20 protein-coding genes are annotated in these 19,211 nt (G+C 40.9%); 12 read left to right on the top strand and 8 right to left on the bottom strand.

The genetic code is table 11. The features are described 5' to 3' along the window. From Q0688_RS03905 to Q0688_RS03895, 3 genes are all read left to right on the top strand, one after another. Window positions 1-1,995, top strand: a 1,995-nt coding sequence (locus Q0688_RS03905; protein ID WP_299073359.1) for a M1 family aminopeptidase, incomplete at its 5' end; no start/stop codon positions are given. Then, a complete protein-coding gene (locus Q0688_RS03900) occupies window positions 1,988-2,488 on the top strand; it encodes a DUF6702 family protein (protein WP_299073363.1) in 501 nt (166 codons plus the stop codon). The genes Q0688_RS03905 and Q0688_RS03900, both read left to right, overlap by 8 nt. Before the next feature lie 99 nt (window positions 2,489-2,587). After that, a complete protein-coding gene (locus Q0688_RS03895; RefSeq protein WP_299073357.1) occupies window positions 2,588-2,710 on the top strand; it encodes a DUF3149 domain-containing protein in 123 nt (40 codons plus the stop codon). A 109-nt stretch (window positions 2,711-2,819) separates the two neighbouring features. On the opposite strand, the gene Q0688_RS03890 is transcribed toward Q0688_RS03895, so the two are convergent. Then, entirely contained in the window at window positions 2,820-4,073 is a 1,254-nt protein-coding gene (locus Q0688_RS03890; protein WP_299073355.1) for a sterol desaturase family protein, read from the bottom strand. 178 nt (window positions 4,074-4,251) lie between these two features. Between Q0688_RS03890 and Q0688_RS03885 the strand changes: the two genes are divergently transcribed. From Q0688_RS03885 to Q0688_RS03870, 4 genes are all read left to right on the top strand, one after another. Continuing rightward, the gene (locus Q0688_RS03885) at window positions 4,252-5,061 is read left to right on the top strand and encodes a DUF3014 domain-containing protein (protein ID WP_299073353.1); all 810 of its coding nucleotides are present in this window, start codon (window positions 4,252-4,254) and stop codon (window positions 5,059-5,061) included. Beyond that, window positions 5,061-5,606, top strand: coding sequence for a DUF1285 domain-containing protein (locus tag Q0688_RS03880; protein ID WP_299073351.1), 546 nt, complete (start codon window positions 5,061-5,063; stop codon window positions 5,604-5,606). Before Q0688_RS03885 ends, Q0688_RS03880 begins: the two co-directional genes overlap by 1 nt. A 14-nt stretch (window positions 5,607-5,620) precedes the next feature. Then, a complete protein-coding gene (locus Q0688_RS03875; protein WP_299073349.1) occupies window positions 5,621-6,925 on the top strand; it encodes an amidohydrolase family protein in 1,305 nt (434 codons plus the stop codon). Window positions 6,926-7,026: 101 nt separating this feature from the next. Next, window positions 7,027-7,716: a methyltransferase gene (locus Q0688_RS03870; RefSeq protein ID WP_299073361.1), complete on the top strand. Its 690-nt coding sequence runs from the start codon at window positions 7,027-7,029 to the stop codon at window positions 7,714-7,716. 55 nt (window positions 7,717-7,771) lie between these two features. Here the strand turns inward: Q0688_RS03870 and tusA are convergent, their stop codons facing one another. From tusA to rph, 3 genes are read right to left on the bottom strand one after another with little or no spacing between them, the layout of a single operon-like run. After that, window positions 7,772-8,023 carry a sulfurtransferase TusA gene (tusA, locus tag Q0688_RS03865; RefSeq protein WP_299073347.1) on the bottom strand — a complete coding sequence of 84 codons (252 nt, stop codon included), beginning with the start codon at window positions 8,021-8,023 and terminating at the stop codon, window positions 7,772-7,774. A 7-nt stretch (window positions 8,024-8,030) separates the two neighbouring features. Next, the gene (gene pyrE, locus Q0688_RS03860; RefSeq protein WP_299073345.1) at window positions 8,031-8,672 is read right to left on the bottom strand and encodes an orotate phosphoribosyltransferase; all 642 of its coding nucleotides are present in this window, start codon (window positions 8,670-8,672) and stop codon (window positions 8,031-8,033) included. Window positions 8,673-8,681: 9 nt separating this feature from the next. Further along, entirely contained in the window at window positions 8,682-9,395 is a 714-nt protein-coding gene (gene rph / locus Q0688_RS03855) for a ribonuclease PH (protein WP_299073343.1), read from the bottom strand. Window positions 9,396-9,549: 154 nt separating this feature from the next. On the opposite strand from rph, the gene Q0688_RS03850 reads away from it, so the two are divergent. After that, a complete protein-coding gene (locus Q0688_RS03850; protein WP_299073342.1) occupies window positions 9,550-10,413 on the top strand; it encodes a YicC/YloC family endoribonuclease in 864 nt (287 codons plus the stop codon). A 306-nt stretch (window positions 10,414-10,719) separates the two neighbouring features. Then, entirely contained in the window at window positions 10,720-10,902 is a 183-nt protein-coding gene (locus Q0688_RS03845; protein ID WP_299073341.1) for a hypothetical protein, read from the top strand. Between the two features lie 31 nt (window positions 10,903-10,933). Here Q0688_RS03845 and Q0688_RS03840 read toward each other — a convergent pair whose 3' ends face one another. Both Q0688_RS03840 and Q0688_RS03835 read right to left on the bottom strand, forming a co-directional pair. After that, window positions 10,934-12,121 carry an HD-GYP domain-containing protein gene (locus Q0688_RS03840; RefSeq protein ID WP_299073340.1) on the bottom strand — a complete coding sequence of 396 codons (1,188 nt, stop codon included), beginning with the start codon at window positions 12,119-12,121 and terminating at the stop codon, window positions 10,934-10,936. 86 nt (window positions 12,122-12,207) lie between these two features. Next, window positions 12,208-12,552 (bottom strand): MGMT family protein, encoded by a 345-nt coding sequence (locus Q0688_RS03835; protein WP_299073338.1) that lies wholly within the window; start codon window positions 12,550-12,552, stop codon window positions 12,208-12,210. Between the two features lie 104 nt (window positions 12,553-12,656). On the opposite strand from Q0688_RS03835, the gene Q0688_RS03830 reads away from it, so the two are divergent. The 3 genes from Q0688_RS03830 to Q0688_RS03820 all read left to right on the top strand — a co-directional run bounded on the left by Q0688_RS03830 (window position 12,657) and on the right by Q0688_RS03820 (window position 17,862). Further along, window positions 12,657-13,268 (top strand): tRNA-uridine aminocarboxypropyltransferase, encoded by a 612-nt coding sequence (locus tag Q0688_RS03830; protein WP_299073336.1) that lies wholly within the window; start codon window positions 12,657-12,659, stop codon window positions 13,266-13,268. A gap of 54 nt (window positions 13,269-13,322) precedes the next feature. Then, window positions 13,323-16,445 (top strand): response regulator, encoded by a 3,123-nt coding sequence (locus Q0688_RS03825; protein WP_299073334.1) that lies wholly within the window; start codon window positions 13,323-13,325, stop codon window positions 16,443-16,445. A 94-nt stretch (window positions 16,446-16,539) separates the two neighbouring features. After that, the gene (locus Q0688_RS03820; protein WP_299073332.1) at window positions 16,540-17,862 is read left to right on the top strand and encodes a dienelactone hydrolase; all 1,323 of its coding nucleotides are present in this window, start codon (window positions 16,540-16,542) and stop codon (window positions 17,860-17,862) included. 45 nt (window positions 17,863-17,907) lie between these two features. Here the strand turns inward: Q0688_RS03820 and msrA are convergent, their stop codons facing one another. Beyond that, window positions 17,908-18,498, bottom strand: coding sequence for a peptide-methionine (S)-S-oxide reductase MsrA (msrA, locus tag Q0688_RS03815; RefSeq protein WP_299073330.1), 591 nt, complete (start codon window positions 18,496-18,498; stop codon window positions 17,908-17,910). 164 nt (window positions 18,499-18,662) lie between these two features. Beyond that, window positions 18,663-18,998 carry a helix-hairpin-helix domain-containing protein gene (locus tag Q0688_RS03810; protein ID WP_299073329.1) on the bottom strand — a complete coding sequence of 112 codons (336 nt, stop codon included), beginning with the start codon at window positions 18,996-18,998 and terminating at the stop codon, window positions 18,663-18,665. Between the last annotated feature and the right edge of the window lie 213 nt (window positions 18,999-19,211).

The raw sequence follows: 19,211 nt of genomic DNA, 5'->3' as shown, positions 1-19,211 counted from the left end.
GATATTCAAGCCGTTACAGATACCAAAGGTAAAAAGCTAAAACATACAATAGTGGGTACCAATATGCGTATCGACTTACCCATTCATTTAAAGCCTGGCAAAACCGTAAAATTCAACATCGATTATGCGTTTAATATTGTTGAAGAAGACGCAGTATCGGCTCGTTCAGGTTACGAGCACTTTCCAGACGACAAACGTAAAGGCGGCAACGATATTTTCTTGTTAGCCCAATGGTTTCCTCGTTTACATGCCTATACCGATTACGAAGCATGGACTAATAAAGAGTTTATTGGCCGTGGTGAGTTTACCTTAGAGTTTGGTAACTATGATCTTGAGCTAACTGTACCTGCCGATCACATCGTTAGCTCTACTGGTGCACTTCAAAATCCAAAAGAAGTTTTGACCTCTACCCAGCGCAAACGACTAAAACAAGCTGAAAAAGCGGATCGCATTGTATTTGTAGTAACAGCAGAAGAAGCACTAGAAAACGAAAAAGCCGGTACCAACAAATCTAAAACCTGGAAGTTTAGCGCCAAAAACGTACGCGACGTGGCTTGGGCATCATCACGTAAATTTATGTGGGATGCACGCGGCCATCAGCAAGGCGGCAACGACCAACCACTAGTTATGGCCATGTCGTTTTACCCTAAAGAAGGTGGCGACTTATGGAAAAAGTATTCAACCGAAGCCGTGATTCAAACCTTAGAAGTGTATAGCCGTTTCTCTTTCGACTATCCATATCCTGTTGCACAATCAGTTAACGGCCCTGTAGGCGGCATGGAATATCCAATGATCACCTTCAATGGCCCGCGCACCGAGTTACAAGACGATGGTAGCCGTACTTATTCACAAGCCGAAAAACGTTTCTTAATTGGCGTGGTTATTCACGAAGTAGGGCATATTTACTTCCCTATGATAGTGAATTCAGATGAACGTCAATGGACTTGGATGGATGAAGGTCTTAACAGCTTCTTAGACGGTGTTGCAGGTCGCGAATGGGATCCTACCATTCCATGGGGTGTTGAGCCTCGCGACATTACTGGGTATATGAAATCTTCAAACCAAGTACCTATTATGACCCAATCAGATAGCGTATTGCGTTTAGGGCCAAATGCTTACACTAAGCCAGCTGCTGCTCTTAATATTCTGCGTGAAACCATTTTAGGCCGTGAATTATTTGATTTTGCTTTTAAAGAGTATGCCCAGCGCTGGAAATACAAGCGCCCTACGCCTTCAGATTTTTTCCGCACTATGGAAGAAGCCTCGGGTGTAGATTTAGATTGGTTCTGGCGCGGTTGGTTTTACAGCACAGACCACGTCGATATCTCTTTAGATAAAATTTCAAAATTACGCGTGGATACTAAAAATCCTGATATCGATTTTGCACGTTTGCGTCAAGAAGAAGCAGACAAACCAGTATCGCTTACCGACGAGCGTAACAAAGCCGAAGGTAAAAAATTATGGGTTGAACGTTTCCCAGATATCACCGATTTCTACGACGAAAATGACCGATTTACTGTGACTAACAAAGAGCGCAATAAATACAATAAATTCTTGGATAAACTCAAACCTTGGGAAAAAACCGCCTTTGAGCGCGCCGTTAAAGAAGACAAAAACTACTATGTGTTGGAGTTTTCTAACAAAGGTGGTTTAGTGATGCCTATTATCTTAGAGCTCACCTTTGCAGATGGCAGCACCGAAAATCAGTACATTCCTGCTGAAATTTGGCGTCGTACGCACAAAGCCGTGAACAAGATGATCATCACCGACAAAGACAAAGTGCTGGTTAGTGTGACTGTTGATCCACGTTGGGAAACAGCCGATGTAGATGTAAGCAACAACCACTATCCTCGTCAAATTATTCCTTCACGTATCGAAGCTTATAAAGCCAAGAAAAGCACTAAGAAAGTATCTCGCGATATTATGCAAGATATTAAAACTGAGCTGAAGAAAGACCAAGATAAAAAAGAAGATGACCAAGACAACAATGACTAAAATCATGAATTGGTTAATGGGAACGCTGCTATTTGCAGCGTTTTCTGTTTCAGCCCACCAGCAAAAAACGGCTATTAGTACCGTATTGTTTAATCCGCGTACCGAAAATATTGAAATCATGCACCGATTTAGAGTCCACGACGCTGAACATGCGGTAAAAGAGATATTTGGTAAAGATGCCGATATTATAGGGTCCCAAAAAACCCAACAGCAATTTGGCGACTATGTTCACCAGCGTTTTAGTTTGCTTGATAGTAACAATAAAGCCCTGCCTCTTAAACGAGTAGGCGTTGAAATTGATGGCCAGTTTTTTTGGGTCTACCAAGAAACCACACAACCAACGCAACTTAGCAATATGAAAATACGTCATAATGCCTTACGTGACTTGTGGCCAGAGCAAATCAATACCATTAATGTGGAAGGTAAAGGTAAATTACAAACCCTCACATTTACCGATTCTGTGGAGTTACTAAAACTCAGCTTCGAGCACTGAGCACTGCACCCGCCACAAAGCTGATCTAGATCAACCTTTAACCTAAATGATGACTTACCATTACCTCTGTTACGAAAACCAACAGAGGTAATATACATTATGTGGGATTTAATATTGAACGACCCAGTTGCTTGGGGCTCTATCCTAGGTATTGGTATTATGGTAGCAATGGGCGCATATTACGTTTACTTGTTTGTCCACAATATTAAAGATGATCTTTAATATTGATAGCCAACTATTAAAGTTTTCACAATCAAGGTTCTCTGAGTCCTTCAAATCGAGCCATTAGCATTTATACCAATCCATCCTAACAATCTCGCTGAGTGAGCACTTATTTATGGAGATTGGTATAACTTACCCCTGCCTCGAACATGGGCTCAGAGATATTGATAATGTCGCTTTTTTTAAGGGATAACATAGTCGCGTTTATCAAAATACTTATACCAAGTACCAACTCAATCCAATGGGGAAAACTATAAAACACTAACGTCAACAAAATTAACCCGCATTTAGTCCATTCTGAGTATATGGCCAGAGGGTTGTTTTCAAGTACCATGCCTGCCGAAACACTGCCAAAAAGTACAAAAAACACCACCGCTAATTGTTCAGGTACGCTAAACACAGCAATGTTTATCATTAGCAGCAAGCCCACAAAAGAGATAAGCGAATACTGTAACAAGCTATAACACTTATTGGTCAAGGTCAGTGGGATATCAAATTTTCTAAACTTAGTGAGATCGACTCTACCGAGTGGGTAGTTTTGCTCAACATCTGCAGGTCGCCAACCGGTGCGTTTAAACCAAATAAGCAGTTTGTCTTGCCAACGCTTTGCATGCCAGCAATCTTTACATAACTGTGCGTAAACGTGCACATTAGCCCACAACGGATTCCAACTTTTAAGGGCCTTGCGAATGCCATAAATAGGCTTCTCATCTTCTAATTCTTCTTGAAAAGAGCCAAATAAACGATCCCAAAGAATAAAAACACCGCCGTAATTACGATCTATATATATTTGGTTTTGCGCGTGATGTACACGATGATTAGATGGCGTCACAAAAAACCATTCATACCAGCCTAATTTAGGGATATGCCGTGTGTGTACCCAATATTGATATATCAAATTTAGAGAACCAACGGTAATAAGCACTACAGGGTCAAAGCCCATTAGCGCCATTGGGATGTAAAAGACAAAACTAAAAAAGCTAGAGCCGCTTTGGCGTAACGCAGTAGTAAGGTTATATTCTTCGCTAGAGTGATGTACTACGTGAGAGGCCCACAGTAGGTTCATTTCGTGGCCTAAGCGGTGATTCCAATAATAACAAAAATCATATAGCACAAAGGCAATCAGCCACACCCACCAACTTTGCGCCAAATTAAAGAATGCCAGTTGTTCATAAATCATCACATAAATACTTAACGGAAATAACTGCTTCACTATGCCAGTCATACGGCTCAAAACGCCCGCTGTTAAGCTATTAATAGCATCGTTAACACGATAGTAATCTGTGCCCTTGATTTTTTCTAACAACAGCTCTAAAAAAATCAATAAGAAAAAAAACGGTACCGCATATAAAATTATATTCACTTTATTTGTGCTCTAGCTAAAGTATATAAACCACACAATCAGTCTAATGGCCTATTAATGGTCAGTCCAGATAAGTTTGTGATTACAGTATTTTACAATCTACACATATCATTTTTAGGTAAAATTAAGTAGGCTAAATTGTAGAAGTCATAATTAATGTTTGGTGAACAAAAACGTCATGAGTGAAGATTCGAACAAATCCTTAGTACCTCATTTTGCTATTGGCACAATAGTGATAGCTATTATTCTGGCAATTGTGTTTTGGCCGAGCGAGCCTGAACCTGTGGTTGTAGTGCCAGAGCCACAGCCTATAGTTGTTGAGCCTGAAGTATTAGAGGCTGTCGAAGAGCCGCCTATTGAAATTGTGCCTGATCCAATAGCAGCAACACCAGAGCCTGAAATTATCCCCGATCCAGAGCCCTTAGACACCAGTGATGGCACGGTAAAAACTAAACTGTTAACACTTTCTGATTACGATGCTTTCGCCCGCTTACTTATTGATGAAGCCTTACTAGAACGCTTTGTAATTATGACCAACACCCTAGCTGAAGAAGAACTCGCGGCTAACAATAGAGTATTAGTTAAACCAGAGAAGTCGTTCCGTACCTACAGACAAGCCGATAAAGAGTGGATCGATCCAGCGAGTTATAAGCGTTATTCTCCTTATGTAGAAATATTTGAGTCTCTTGAAACCGAGTCCTTATTACAACTGTATCAAGAGTACAAACCCGCCATTGAAGAGATATATGCTGAGATTGGCAGCCCTTCATATAACTTCGACGAAAAACTACAAGAGGCAATAGATGTATTACTGGATACTCCAGAGGTACCTGTTCCTGTAGAAGTATTTACCGATAGCGTGATGTTCAAGTTTGCAGATAAGCGGCTTGAATCATTAAGCGCACCGCAAAAACAATTACTACGTACCGGGCCTGAGAACATGCGTCGCATTAAAGCCAAATTGCGTGAACTAAAAGAAAGCCTTTAATGACTAATTTCGACTTAGGAGCATTTCAACAACAAATCAGCGCTCAAAATGCCGCTTTGCCTCCCATTGAAAAATGGAACCCCGACTTTTGTGGCGATATAGATATCCAAATAAAACATGACGGCACCTGGTTTTACATGGGTACGCCCATTGGCCGCAAACCCTTAGTCAAACTGTTTGCCAGCGTATTAAAACGAGAAGGCGATAACTACTTTTTAGTGACACCCGTAGAAAAAATCGGCATTCAAGTTGAAGACGTCCCGTTTATCATTACACAATGGCAAAAGGAAGAAGATAAGTTAGCACTTACCACCAATACAGGTGATGATTTAATTGTAAGTTCAGAAAATCCCATCAAAATATTTGCTGATAAACAAACCGCTGCGCAACTGCCTTACGTTTTAGTACGTAGGAACTTATGGGCCCGCTTACATCAAAATGTATATTACCAACTCGCCGAACAAGGAGAAGAGCAATCATTAGATGGCAAGCGCCATCTAATGCTAAAAAGCGGTGAGTACCGTTTTAGTTTGGGCGAGTTATAACTGGATAAATCAATATGAAAAACACTGTTTTTAAGGCAAGCCTTGTTTTGGCTACTTTGGCACAACCTCTTTTAGCGAGTGCGGTAATGGCCGCAACTGTTATCCATGCCGGTAACTTAATCGATAGCACCTCCAATAAGGTGATCCATAAAGCAACGGTCGTTGTCACGGATAATAAAATCACCGCTATTAACCAAGGATTCACCAAAGCGAGCAGTGAAGACACCCTTATCGACTTATCAGAATACACCTTAATGCCGGGATTGATGGATATGCACACCCATTTATCCAGCCAAAATACTGGGCCGGCCAGTTATATGGAAGGTTTTACCTTAAATGCAGCTGACTATGCGATTAAAAGCGTGCATTACGGTGAAAAAACTTTGATGGCTGGCTTTACCACTGTACGTAATGTCGGTGATAGGCACAACGAAACCGCCGCCCTAAGAAACGCCATTAACAAAGGTATGGTCAAAGGCCCACGTATCTATACCGCTGCAAAATCAATTGCTACAACCGGGGGTCACGCCGATCCAACAAATGGCCGCAGTAAATCGATTATGGGCGACCCAGGCCCCCTAGACGGCGTAGTAAATGGCGTAGCCGAAGCCCGAAAAGCAGTACGTCAACGTTATAAAGATGGGGCAGACTTAATTAAAATCACCGCAACGGGCGGTGTGTTGAGTGTGGCAAAAAGCGGTCAAAATCCGCAATTTATGGATGATGAATTACAAGCCATAGTGGCCACCGCCAAAGATTACGGCATGACAGTCGCTGTTCATGCCCATGGAAAAGAAGGCATGTTGCGGGCCGTTAAAGCAGGCGTTGATTCAATTGAACATGGCACCTACATGGACAAAGAGGTGTTTAAGCAAATGAAAAAATACGGCACTTATTATGTGCCTACTATCATGGCCGGAAACTGGGTAGCCGAAAAAGCCAAGATTGATGGCTTTTTTCCAGAAATGGTGAGACCAAAGGCGGCCACTATTGGTCCGCTGATTCAACGAACCTTCGCAAAAGCCTATAAAGCTGGGGTAAAAATCGCATTTGGAACGGATTCAGGTGTGTCAGCTCACGGCGACAACGGCCTAGAGTTTGTCTTGATGGTTGAAGCAGGTATGAAACCCATTGAAGCCATTCGCAGTGCCACTCAAAGTGCCGCCGACTTACTCAAAGTAAGTGATACCTTAGGCACAATAGAAGTGGGCAAGCTGGCAGATTTAGTGGCGGTAAAAGGTGACCCTTTACAACACATTTCACTTATGCAGAATATTCGCTTTGTGATGAAAGACGGTATTGTTTATAAAAACCTCTAGCGTGAAACTAATTCCAATTTTTAACGGTCAGTTAACGTGTAAAAAACCTATCAAAATCAAAAACTACAAATGGAGAGTCACCAGTGAAAAAATTGTTACCTATGTTGTTGCTAGCAGTTAGCGCTAGTTCATTAGCAGCAGATAATTTCGATGCCACAGCAGAAAAAATTAAAACAGCACTAAAAGCTGAAATCAGAACTGAAGCAGATACCAAGCGAGACAGAAACCGCAAAGCCTTAAAAACTCTGGAGTTTTTCGAATTCCGTGACGACATGAAAATTTTGGAATTGATACCAGGCGGTGGTTGGTATACCAAAATTTTAGCACCTGTAGTCAGAGAAAAAGGTGAATATTACGCCACCATAGGTACGGGCCGTATTAAAAAATTAACCGAAGAGTCAGGATTCGATAAAATTAAAATCGTAGCCAAAGAGGCCAGTTCACTTAATGAAAGTGACTTTGATATGGTGCTGACATTTCGTAACTACCATAACTTTGATGAAGAAGGTCGTCGCAACATGAACAAACTGGCTTTTGAAGCCCTCAAGCCCGGCGGTGTTTATGCAGTAGTTGATCATACGGCGCGCCACATGGAGCCAAAAAATCCTGCCAATGGCCGCCGAGTCGATCCGGTACTGGCGATCAAAGAAATTCAGGAAGCTGGTTTTGAGTTAGTCGATTATAGCGATTTACATTATCGCGCCGACGATGAACTGCGTTACGAGGTAGGGGTTAAATCAGTGACAGGTAATACCGACCGCTGGACACTAAAGTTCCGCAAACCTAACTAATTTAAGCTTAGTTAATCCTAACTAGGTAACCAAAAGAAACAAAAGGCCGCTTGTATCAGCGGCCTTTTTTAATCACATATCGATACGGGCTTTTTTCCATATCACCGGCGAGCAGCTCATGCTCCATAAAACGGCAAAAACTGGGGATATCACGGGTTGTCGAGTGGTCATCGGCGGTAACAACTAAGGTTTCGCCAATCTGCATTTCACGAATTTTTAGCCGCACCATCATCACAGGCTCTGGGCAACGTAAACCCATAGCATCTAATTGATAATCGGCCGACTCAAATGGGCTATTTTGGCTCACTGGCTAACTAAATTCCGTAATCTAAACGATATTGTTTAATGTTAGCCAAATGCTCGGCCATATCGTCTTTATCACTTAAGTAATCGACCAAATCCGCCAAACTGACAATAGATACCACCTGAGTATTAAAGTCGCGCTCCACTTCTTGTATGGCCGATAACTCACCTTGACCTTTTTCTTGCCTATCTAAGGCAATCAACACACCTGTAAGCTGGGCATTATTGGCGGCGATTAACTGCATAGACTCGCGAATAGCGGTGCCAGCGGTAATCACATCATCCACCAGCATTACTTTACCCGCCAATGGACTGCCTACCAGATTGCCGCCTTCACCGTGAGCTTTGGCTTCTTTGCGGTTAAAACAATAAGGTTTATCAACATTATATTTATCGGCTAGCGCCACGGCTGTGGTGGTGGCAATTGGAATACCTTTGTAGGCAGGCCCAAATAACACATTGTAATCGATATTTGAGTCTTGCAACGTTTGCGCATAAAACTGCCCAAGTTTGGCCAAATCACCACCGGTATTAAATAAACCCGCATTAAAAAAGTAAGGGCTAGTGCGGCCTGATTTAAGCGTGAATTGCCCAAATTTTAATACATTACGGGCTAATGCAAACTCAATAAAATCACGTTGATAATCTTGCATTTTAAGGTCCTAGTTTAAAGCGGATTTTTGCTCGTCGAACAATTCACGAATACCGTTTCTGGCGAGTTCCAGCATTTCGTTAAGCTCGTCAAAATCGAAAGGTTCGCCTTCAGCTGTGCCTTGCACTTCAATCAGTTTGCCGGTGTCTGTCATCACTACATTCATGTCAGTTTCGGCATCAGAATCTTCAAGGTATTCCAAATCAGCAATAGCCACACCTTTGTATACACCCACAGACAAAGCGGCAATCATATGTTTGATTGGATTGGCTTTTAAAATACCTTTTGCGCGCATCCAAGTCAGTGCATCGGCCAACGCCACACAAGCACCCGTGATAGAAGCAGTACGTGTACCACCATCAGCTTGAATCACATCACAATCCACCACTATGGTATTTTCACCTAACAGCTTTAAATCAACTGCGGCACGAAGTGAGCGCGCGATTAAACGCTGAATTTCAAGAGTACGCCCGCCTTGTTTGCCACGGGCCGCTTCACGATCAGAACGGGTATGTGTGGCGCGTGGCAACATGCTATATTCTGCGGTTACCCAACCCTTACCTTGGCCTTTCATAAAACGTGGCACACCTTCGGTCACCGAGGCATTACACAACACTTTAGTGTTGCCAAACTCAATCAAAACCGAGCCTTCGGCATGGCAGGTAAAGTTACGGGTAATAGTAACAGGGCGAATTTGACTGGCTGTTCTTCCACTTGGACGCATAATGCTCTCCTAAATATTCACATTCAAAATAATGCGCCGAATTATAGAGGCTTCCGTAAAAATTATCTTGAGTTTTAGGTGGTTCATAAAGAATTAATTACCCCAAGGCGTAACACAGGTATAATGTTTACAACTAAGACATAGGAAGATTTCGATGATTTACAGTATGACTGCTTTTGCCCGCCGCGAACTTAAAGCCGATTGGGGCACAGCCGTATGGGAAATACGCTCGGTTAACCAACGCTTTCTTGAAACCTATTTCCGTCTTCCTGAACAATTTAAAAGCATGGAACCTGTGCTACGCGAGCGTTTTCGCAAACAATTACAGCGAGGCAAAGTAGAATGCTCACTGCGTTTTATGGCTAACGATGCAGCCGTTGGCAAACTCAACCTAAACGAAGACTTAGCCAAACAAGTGATGCACGCCGCCGATTGGGTACAATCACACGGTCAATCAGCCGGCGTGAACCCTCTAGACGTATTACGCTGGCCCGGCGTTATTTCAGCCGAAGAAACCGACATGGATCAAATTCAAGGCGATGTACTGGCCGAATTTGACTTAACCCTAAAAGACTTTATCGCCGCCCGAGCCACCGAAGGCAGCAACCTAAAAGCCATGATCGAACAACGTCTAGATGGTATTAACGCAGAAGTCGAAAAAGTCACCGCCCACATGCCAGACGTGATCAAATGGCAACGGGAAAAAATCCAAGCCCGTTTCGAAGAAGCCAAAATAGAACTCGAAGCCACCCGCGTCGAACAAGAAATGGTAATGTTAGCCCAAAAAGTAGACGTAGCCGAAGAACTCGACCGCCTACTTTCACACATTGGCGAAACTCACAAAATTCTCAAAAAAGGCGGCGCAGTTGGCCGTCGTTTAGATTTTATGATGCAAGAATTCAATCGCGAATCCAACACCCTAGGCTCAAAATCCATCAACACCAACATCACCCAATCGGCGGTAGAACTTAAAGTATTAATTGAGCAAATGCGCGAGCAGATAGCGAATATTGAATAACAACTCAAGAAAATGTTATTAAATATATGAGGTGCGAGTTCAATCTCGCCTTTGAACAATACGTCTTTATTATTCGATGTCATTCTCAATAAAAAATAACAAGCAATTTTCTGTCAGATAATTTTACAACTACCTAATCGCGATCTTCCAGAACACAGCTATCTTGTTGATTTATAATATAAAAATTATATTGGCTCAGTTTTTGATAGTTATCTAAGTATGTAAATTAAGAAGTGTTACATGTGTGGCTAATATTGATGGCTCGCGGGTAACTTTAATTCACTTTTAACTGGTTAAGATGTGCATATGTCTTGTTTAACTCGAAAATTACAGCAAAAGCTAACGCGATACGTGCAGAAAAACAGCGCTCAATTTTCATCTAATGATCCTGAATATATTCATGAAGAATTGGTTAATAAGGGAGTGTGTCCTTCGGATGTGACAACTGACCAGATCTTGATCATCCTAAAGGACGCAAAAGTTAGTTAACAGGCTTTGTGAAATTTTAGCTTGACTTGATTTATACCACTATTGATTCATTAAAATACTTATTGAAATCAAGTTTAAAGTCACTTGCAATCACTGCGTCAACAATTTTTACACCATTAACAACTGTTGCTAAGTCCAATTCCTTAGGCTCTAAATAGTGGTTACCTCGAATCGAATAAAACACTTTTACTAGAGGTTTAGTGGAATGCACTGGATGTTGTTTGAGTACCATGGCAATTTTTTCATTGCTTAGTTTGACTAAACTGCCAGCAGGATAAACACCGATACATTGTACAAATTGAGTGACTAACCCTTCATCGTACTTTTCAGGTGCGTCTTGTAGTAAAATTTGTAATGCTTTTTTAGATGACATGCCTACCTTGTAACATCTGTCTGCCGTTATAGCATCATAGGTATCGACTATGGCAATCATTCTACCAAATAGTGTAATTTCATCACCTCTTAAGCCGTCTGGATATCCATAACCATCAAGCCTTTCGTGATGTTGACCTATAGTCTTAACAATTAAGTCAGGAATACCCATTTCTATTAGAACTTTAGTGCCGTAATACACATGGTCCTTCATTATGGTCATTTCTTGATCATTCAGGCGTCCAGGTTTGTGCAATATTTCATCTGGTATCTTGATTTTTCCAATGTCATGCAAAAAACCTGATAGGGCCAATTCTTGTACTTGTTCTTCTGGCAAATCTATATAAGTACCAAAATTGGCTAATAAAATAGCCACATTTAATGAATGTTCTAACAGGTAGGTGTCTTTTTCGCGTATTTTTGTCATGCACATTAGAGCATTTGGGTTGCGATCGATTGAAGATACTAAGTTGTTAGTAAAAGCTTTTGGGATGGCAATATCTACAGGCAGGTTTTTACCTATACTTTGCAACATGGATTTTTGTAGATTTTTACCTTTGTTATGCAGTTTAGTTGCTACTTGAAGCTCCGCTTCAAACGAAACTTTAGCAGAAATTGCCGGTACTTCAGCGGGTGATTTTGATTCCTCTTGTTCGGCCACTTCAGGCTTGAGTTGTTTGCTCATATCTACAACAACTGACAAAATTCCTTTTTTTTTGAGTTGCTTTATAGCAGCAAGAGAGTTAATTCTACCGCGACTGGTAACTTTAAGTTTACCTTGTTGCTTTGCTATAGAATCGACGAACATTCCTTCTTTCACTTCGTCTATATCAAATGTTTTTAACAATGCCAAAATCTCTGATAAATAAGCCTAATTTATACACAAAAGTATCTGATTTGTCTTGTTAGAGCAAGACTAACCGCTGCGTCTATTCAGTACTCCAACTTCCAAAGAATCTCTGCCAAATCTGGTTGCCATTGAAAGATGGCGAGTTTTACTCGATTGTTAAATACCGCTACGTTTTCTTGTTGCAATAAGCCGCTTTGTTTTATTGATTGCTCTGAGCCTAAGGGAAACGCAATTTGACCATTGGATCGCAAAACTCTGTACCAAGGTACTTGCATATCGTTGGGCACATAGCCAAGTGACTTACCTACAAGCCTTGCTCGGCCAGGCAAGCCTGCAAGATCGGCAATTTGACCATAGCTGGCAACCTTTCCGGAGGGAATAAGCTGTACCGTGCGCCAAATTTTGGTGTATTGGGGATGGTCTGACATAATCATCATTTTTACACGAGAATAGGATAATGCATACTCTTCAGCTTTCTTATAAGTAAAATATTATCATGCGTAATTTGGAATAGGATTATCAGTTTATCAATATGAGCACACACAAAAGGCAGATGTGTCCAACCTGCCACTACCCACAAAGTACCTGTTTATGTGCTTGGGTTAGCCCTATTTCGTCACCACTGAATATTATTATTTTACAGCACCCCAAAGAAGCCAAACATGCCAAAAACACCGTTAAGCTTTTAACTTTAGGTATTAAAAATATAACAGTATTGCAAGGTGAAGAACCACAAGACTGGTTAGAGCTCGCGCAAAAAGTAACGAGTCACCCTCAAAATTACAGTTTATTTTTCCCTCACGAACAAAGTACTTCGATTGAATCTATTAGCAAGTTGGAACAAAAGACCAGACTCTTTCCTAATAATCATCATGTGATATTTATTGATGCTTCTTGGCGCAAAGCTTTAAGAATTTGGCACCTTAATCCTTGGTTACAACACTGTGCTAGTTGGCATTTTGATAACCCACCTGATAATCAATATCACATTAGGAGTACCACAGTAAAAAGTAGCTTATCCACCCTTGAGGCAGTGGCGTATGTACTTGAATATATTCATCACACCGACTGTACGGGGCTGCATACATTGCTCGCAACAATGCAACAAAAGTGTTTTTTACACAAGGCGAATAAGAATAGTTGAGTCAACATCATAACTTCAATAGGATAGACGTATTGCTTATTAAACTTGATATTGATGCAGATTAGCCACCAGATTTTGCCTTTAATTACACTTTTATCGTTATCCACTTGTATTATTTTTTTAGGATTACTTGTTAGGCATGCTAAACACGCTATTGGCTGGATATGTATAGGATTTTGTATCGCAGCCAGTGCAGCGACTACCCCTGAAAATCATATTACCAGCTTTAACTTGAGTAGCATCAATAATCAAAATATTAGCGATAATGTGGAGTATTTTTCACTGCGCAACACCGCCACTGGCACTGGCCTTCCCAAACATTTAGGGCAACTCCCCTCTTGGTTAGAAACTTTAAACAAGCACCACAGCACCCGCACATTGGGCGACAAGTTCGCGGTTGTTTTTGAAATATACAATGACACCCAACAGAATGAATGGTTTATTTACCCCTATGGATCGGTTGTTCAAGAAATAGAAATAAGGCGTTATAGCCACAATGAACAGGTTTACATAACCAAAACAGGACACAGCACAAATAACCAGCAAGATTTTCATTACGGTAGCAAAATCGACATACTGCCAGGCCAACGAAAAACGTTTGTGGTCATATTTGAAAGCGAGTATTTTTTTGCGCCTATCAAACTATTAATAAAGCCTTTGAATCAAGCTGAACAGCTATTTCAACTAGAAAACATTATCATTTTGCTAAGTTTAGGTATGTGTTTAGCTATGGCTATTTACAATCTATTCCTGTTTATTAGCACGCGTAATAACCAATATATAACCTATGCATTGTCTACCTTAGCCTATACCTTTGGCTGGGCTGCGGTGTTTGGTGTGCCCGAATATGGCGGTATGAGTGGTTCAGATAGTTGGCTAATGCCTAGTTACATTATTGGTGCTATTTTCTCTTGCTTGTTTTACATCCAGTTTTTAAGCCTTAATAAATCTGCACCAAAAGCAGCCATGGCACTAAAAATTACTGCTTTACTGGCTACCATATCTTTACCTTTTGCCTTCTATAATCAAGGCGTAGCTCTATATCTTGCTTCTGTGGTTACCTCTGTAGTGCTAGTGTTAGGCCTCTACCATGGTATAAACCGCTGGATTAAGGGGTATCTGCCTGCTCAATATTTTGTGTTGGCATTGCTATCCATAGCATTGCCCAACTTAGTCAGTAATCTAATAAATTTAGGCTTATTACCCGGCTTAAACCTCAATGTTTATTTATTCGGTTTGATTGGTACTAGCCTAGATAGTCTGCTACTGGCTTTTGCCTTGGCATCAAAAGTTAAATTACTGACCAATGAGAACATTAAACTCACTTCAACCCTCGAACATAAAGTAGAAAAACGTACTGCAGAATTACGCCAAGCAAATGAACAATTAGAGCAAACTAATAGTGACTTGATACAAGCAAGTCATGCAAAGGGGCGGTTTTTAGCCACTATGAGCCACGAAATTCGTACACCCTTAACCTCAATCATTGGCTACGCTGACGGTATTTTACTAGGAGACATCGACAAAGCAGAGCAAGAGCGCGTCACCAAAATTATTGCCGAAAATGGCAATCACTTATTGAGTGTTATCAACGATATTCTGGATATCAGTAAAATAGAAGCCAACAAATTGGATTTTGAGTCTATACCTACTCCTTTGTTTTCGGTATTAGCTCAAATTGAATCAGCCATAGGTAAACGCGCCCGAGATAAAGGTTTGGCGTTTCATTTAGAGTATGAATATCCCTTACCGGCTCAAATTAATACCGATCCCACTCGGTTGAAACAAATCTTATTTAACTTGACAAATAATGCCATTAAATTTACTGAACACGGGTTTGTTGGTATATCGGTACGTGTAATTAATAGTCACTTACAAATACAAGTCAAAGACTCCGGAGAGGGCATATCGGTTCAGGAGCAAGCATTATTGTTTCAGCCCTTTACTCAAGTAGACAGTTCAATCAACCGACGTTTTGGTGGCACCGGTTTGGGTTTGAGTATTTCACAAAAACTGGCCAAAGGATTAGGCGGTGAAATTAGCGTGAATAGTACTGTGCGAAAAGGTTCTATTTTTACCCTAACTATCGAATTAAATGTGGTAAATGGCTCGCCTTGGATAAACAATGTGAGTGAAATATGGCAATCGACACCTACCATATCGGTTAAACCTGTTGCCTTACCAAACTTTGTTGGAAATAGAGTATTACTTGCGGATGATCATCCCAATAATCGCGAATTAATTTCCATTTTATTGAAGCGTATGAATATTACCGTGACAGAAGTAGAAAACGGAAAGCAAGCCTTAGATACGATTTTTTATCAAAAGTTTGACCTGATTTTACTGGATATTCATATGCCGCAAATGGATGGTACTGAAGCTATTAAACAAATTAGAGCGGCGGGAAATTTCACACCCGTTATAGCGCTTACCGCCAATAATATGAAGCATGAAATCGAGCATTATTTACGCTTAGGGTTTTCTAACCATCTAGCCAAGCCAATTTCTCGCCTACATTTTATTGATAAATTATCGCTTTATCTCAACAAACAAGGGGAAATAGACAGTCCTCTTCTGCAGGGAGATATGCTGAGTTTAATAAAAGATTTTCAACAAAGCTTAGATGAGCAAGTCACCCAATTACAGCAAGCATTAGAAAACAATGACTTGACTATTATTAGTGAGATTTCTCACAAAATAAGAGGTTCAGCAGGCGCTTTTGGGTTTGATATTATTACCCAGAAATACGCCGATATTGAACACTGTGCTTTGCAAGACGACGAAATAGCTGTTGCCTATGAACTACCTAAAGTATTAGCCCTTACTAAACAATGTATCGATTTACCTGGGGTGGATATTGCCCAAGGTATAGTTAAACATCACAACAGTGCCGAGAAATTTTTAAATTCAATTTTTGAGTTACTTGAACATTCACAACAAACACTTAAAGACTTAAGCAATTCCTTACATAACAATGAAACTAACAGTGCGTTAGTGCATTTATACAAGTTTATTCCGACTAGCTATAATTGTGCCCTAATACGTTCGGAGCAAGCCTTTAAGACCCTAGAAAAAATAATCCAAAGTGGCGACCTTAAACCTGATGATTTCACGCCGCAGCTAGATATCATCCAAAATCACTTAGCGGAGTTAACAACTGTGATGCAGCCAAGTTAGTAAAGAAGCTGTTTGTTTTTATTTTTTCAACTAGCAAATACTCGTAAAACGTCATACTGTAGCCGTTACATATATTTATTAAGTAAGAATAAAAATGTTTAATAAGGTAGCAAATAAAGCAGTATTGTTAGTGTTAATTGGCGGAATATCTTTAACCAGTGTTGCCCAAAACCGTATTGACCAGCAGCGACCAGACGCCCCAAAATTAGCGGCTTACGGACAATATTCCATAGGGGTTAAGACCTTAAATATTAGTCACGCCCAGCAGCTAGATATTGTAAATATTGATCCGGCCGACTCAAAACACTTACCCAAGTATGACCGCCCTTTAACCGTAGAAATTTGGTATCCAGCGACTCAAGATAGCCAAGGCGAAACAGCATTGGATGCTTTCATACGAGATGGCAAAACCGAGGTGAAAATTGTAGGTAAAGCAGTTCGCGATGCCAAGCCTTTAGTTGGCCCTGATAAGTACCCTTTAGTATTAATCTCTCATGGTTATCCGGGTAATCGTTACTTAATGGCGCATTTGGCCGAAAACATCGCCTCAAAAGGCTATGTGGTTGCCTCGATCGATCATACCGATTCTACTTATAGAACAGCCGCAGCTTTTGGTTCGACTTTAGTGAATCGCCCTATAGATCAAATGTTTACTCTAGACCAAATTGAGATGCTGTCGAAAGACAAAAACTCATTTTTATACCAAGCGGTTGATACCCAAAATACTGCATTAATTGGTTATTCAATGGGCGGCTACGGTGCAGTGATTTCAGCAGGTGGTGGTGTAACTCAACAAGCAGTTAATTTTCCAAGAGGTGTTCCTCACGGCATTTTAGGTATTCATCAAGATAAAAGTACCACCATGATCTACCCAGATAGTCGTCTAAAAACAGTGATCGCTTTTGCACCTTGGGGGATGAATTACGGCATGTGGAATAATGATTCTTTAAAAGGGGTGAAGGTGCCCATGCTGTTAATCGCTGGCTCTGACGACGATGTATCTGGCTACAAAAAGGGCGTACGTGCTATTTGGCAAGGCATAACAAGTGTTGAACGCTCGCTATTAACCTTCGAACACGCCAATCATAACGCTGGCGCCCCTATGCCTGCACCTGAAGAATCTTTTAGGTTTGATGAAGCCCTAGGCTTTAACGTGAGTGAACACTACATAGACGCAGTATGGGACAACGTGCGCATGAACAATGTATCGCAACACTTTGCTACAGCTTGGCTGGATACTCATCTAAAAAATAGTAAAGAAGCTGAACAATATTTAGCACTCACACCTAAATCAAATGACGGTGTTTGGGCTAAAGATAAGGAAGGAAAAGCCAAGCCAGAACATAGCTATTGGGCAGGCTTTGAAAACCGCACAGCTAAAGGTTTGCGATTTGAAACCTTAGCGAAAGGTGAGTAGGGCTTAGTTACTCTCTAACAGTAAGTAAATTTGATAAGGCGAGTGTTAATGACTCGCCTTATCGCCCCAGATCTCTTGTAGGCGTTGATCACGTCCACAATTCCAACGATAAAATTTATACCGTACTGGGCTTTTTTTGTAATAGTCTTGGTGATAACTCTCTTTGCCTTTAATAGGATAAAAGGTCCCAACGGGTAAAATCGGCGTGACTACCTGTTGATTGGGAAACTGATCAATCACCTTTTGTTTAGATATCTCTGCTAAAGTTTGTTGCTGCTGATCCGCTACAAAAACCGCACTTAAATAACTCGCTCCTTTATCGCAAAACTGACCTTTGTCATCAAATGGGTCAACATTGATCCAATAATGATTGAGTAAAGCTTGGTAACTAATTTTACTCGGATCGTAAGTCACCTCTATCGCTTCATAATGCCCTTGGTGATTTCCACTATAAGTAGGGTTTTCTAAGACGCCGCCGGTAAAGCCAGATACAACTTCTGTGACGCCATCAAGTTTTTCAAAATCAGACTCCATACACCAAAAACAGCCGCCTGCAAAGATCGCTTTATCTGCAAAAGCTTGAGAGGTAGCCAATATCGAACCCCATAAAAAAACCGTTAACAATTTGTATTTCATGAATTTTTCCTAAGTAGTTATACAACTAGAGACAGAGATTACAGGAAAAAAATTACACCATTGATTTACCTGCTTAGGCGACCCAAGATATTGTGCCTGTGAATGGCTTTAAAAAACAATTCCTAGGCTGCTGCCGTATCGGCAAAGAAAGCAACAACCCCGCCTTACCTAGTCAATATCGAAATAATTTCTTTAGCTTTTTTATTACCAACACCTGCCACTTTTGTTAATTGCTGCTCGGTTGCTGACATCACAGCCCGAATATTGCCGAAGTGAAGCAATAGCGCTTTCGCTAAAATTGGACCTACGTTAGGCAATCCTTGCAACAAAAATAGTTGCCTTTTATAAAATGATTTAGGGCGATAGCCGTACCGAGTCATTTTCGCTTTTTGATTAGGAAGTTTTTGCTGTGCTGCGTAAAGCATTATTTTAACAGTTTCAATCTTATTTAGAGTTCGTAAAATGCAGATACCAAAGGTTAGGCTTATACCATTCTCCATAAATAAGTGACCACTCAGAAAGCCCCAGCCATTTTTGCGCAAGGCGTCACTATGCAGAAATGGTCAATCCCTTTCAAATAGTGAGAAAGCAGCGCAAGAATGGCTGGGGCTTTCCCTTTAGGGCGAGTTTTAAAAAGGCTTACTCTGCGTTGCTCGAATTCGCAATAGAATAACTATTACTTTATTCAAGCGCCTTGATTAAGCCATTTTAAA

It is taken from the genome of uncultured Paraglaciecola sp. (assembly GCF_937123705.1).
In the GTDB taxonomy this organism is placed as follows: Bacteria; Pseudomonadota; Gammaproteobacteria; order Enterobacterales; family Alteromonadaceae; genus Paraglaciecola.
Note: the sequence above shows the minus strand (reverse complement) of the source record. Positions and strands in the feature narration are given on the sequence as shown.

Bases quoted from the DNA above. Each gene is read 5' to 3' on its own strand.
- Q0688_RS03850 (WP_299073342.1), top strand. From the start codon at position 9,550: ATGATTTACAGTATGACTGCTTTTGCCCGCCGCGAACTTAAAGCCGAT.
- Q0688_RS03885 (WP_299073353.1), top strand. From the start codon at position 4,252: ATGAGTGAAGATTCGAACAAATCCTTAGTACCTCATTTTGCTATTGGC.
- rph (WP_299073343.1), bottom strand. From the start codon at position 9,395: ATGCGTCCAAGTGGAAGAACAGCCAGTCAAATTCGCCCTGTTACTATT.
- Q0688_RS03830 (WP_299073336.1), top strand. From the start codon at position 12,657: ATGAGCACACACAAAAGGCAGATGTGTCCAACCTGCCACTACCCACAA.
- Q0688_RS03845 (WP_299073341.1), top strand. From the start codon at position 10,720: ATGTCTTGTTTAACTCGAAAATTACAGCAAAAGCTAACGCGATACGTG.
- Q0688_RS03825 (WP_299073334.1), top strand. From the start codon at position 13,323: ATGCAGATTAGCCACCAGATTTTGCCTTTAATTACACTTTTATCGTTA.
- Q0688_RS03870 (WP_299073361.1), top strand. From the start codon at position 7,027: ATGTTGTTGCTAGCAGTTAGCGCTAGTTCATTAGCAGCAGATAATTTC.
- Q0688_RS03835 (WP_299073338.1), bottom strand. From the start codon at position 12,552: ATGTCAGACCATCCCCAATACACCAAAATTTGGCGCACGGTACAGCTT.
- Q0688_RS03880 (WP_299073351.1), top strand. From the start codon at position 5,061: ATGACTAATTTCGACTTAGGAGCATTTCAACAACAAATCAGCGCTCAA.
- Q0688_RS03820 (WP_299073332.1), top strand. From the start codon at position 16,540: ATGTTTAATAAGGTAGCAAATAAAGCAGTATTGTTAGTGTTAATTGGC.
- Q0688_RS03895 (WP_299073357.1), top strand. From the start codon at position 2,588: ATGTGGGATTTAATATTGAACGACCCAGTTGCTTGGGGCTCTATCCTA.
- Q0688_RS03810 (WP_299073329.1), bottom strand. From the start codon at position 18,998: ATGGAGAATGGTATAAGCCTAACCTTTGGTATCTGCATTTTACGAACT.
- Q0688_RS03875 (WP_299073349.1), top strand. From the start codon at position 5,621: ATGAAAAACACTGTTTTTAAGGCAAGCCTTGTTTTGGCTACTTTGGCA.
- pyrE (WP_299073345.1), bottom strand. From the start codon at position 8,672: ATGCAAGATTATCAACGTGATTTTATTGAGTTTGCATTAGCCCGTAAT.
- Q0688_RS03900 (WP_299073363.1), top strand. From the start codon at position 1,988: ATGACTAAAATCATGAATTGGTTAATGGGAACGCTGCTATTTGCAGCG.
- msrA (WP_299073330.1), bottom strand. From the start codon at position 18,498: ATGAAATACAAATTGTTAACGGTTTTTTTATGGGGTTCGATATTGGCT.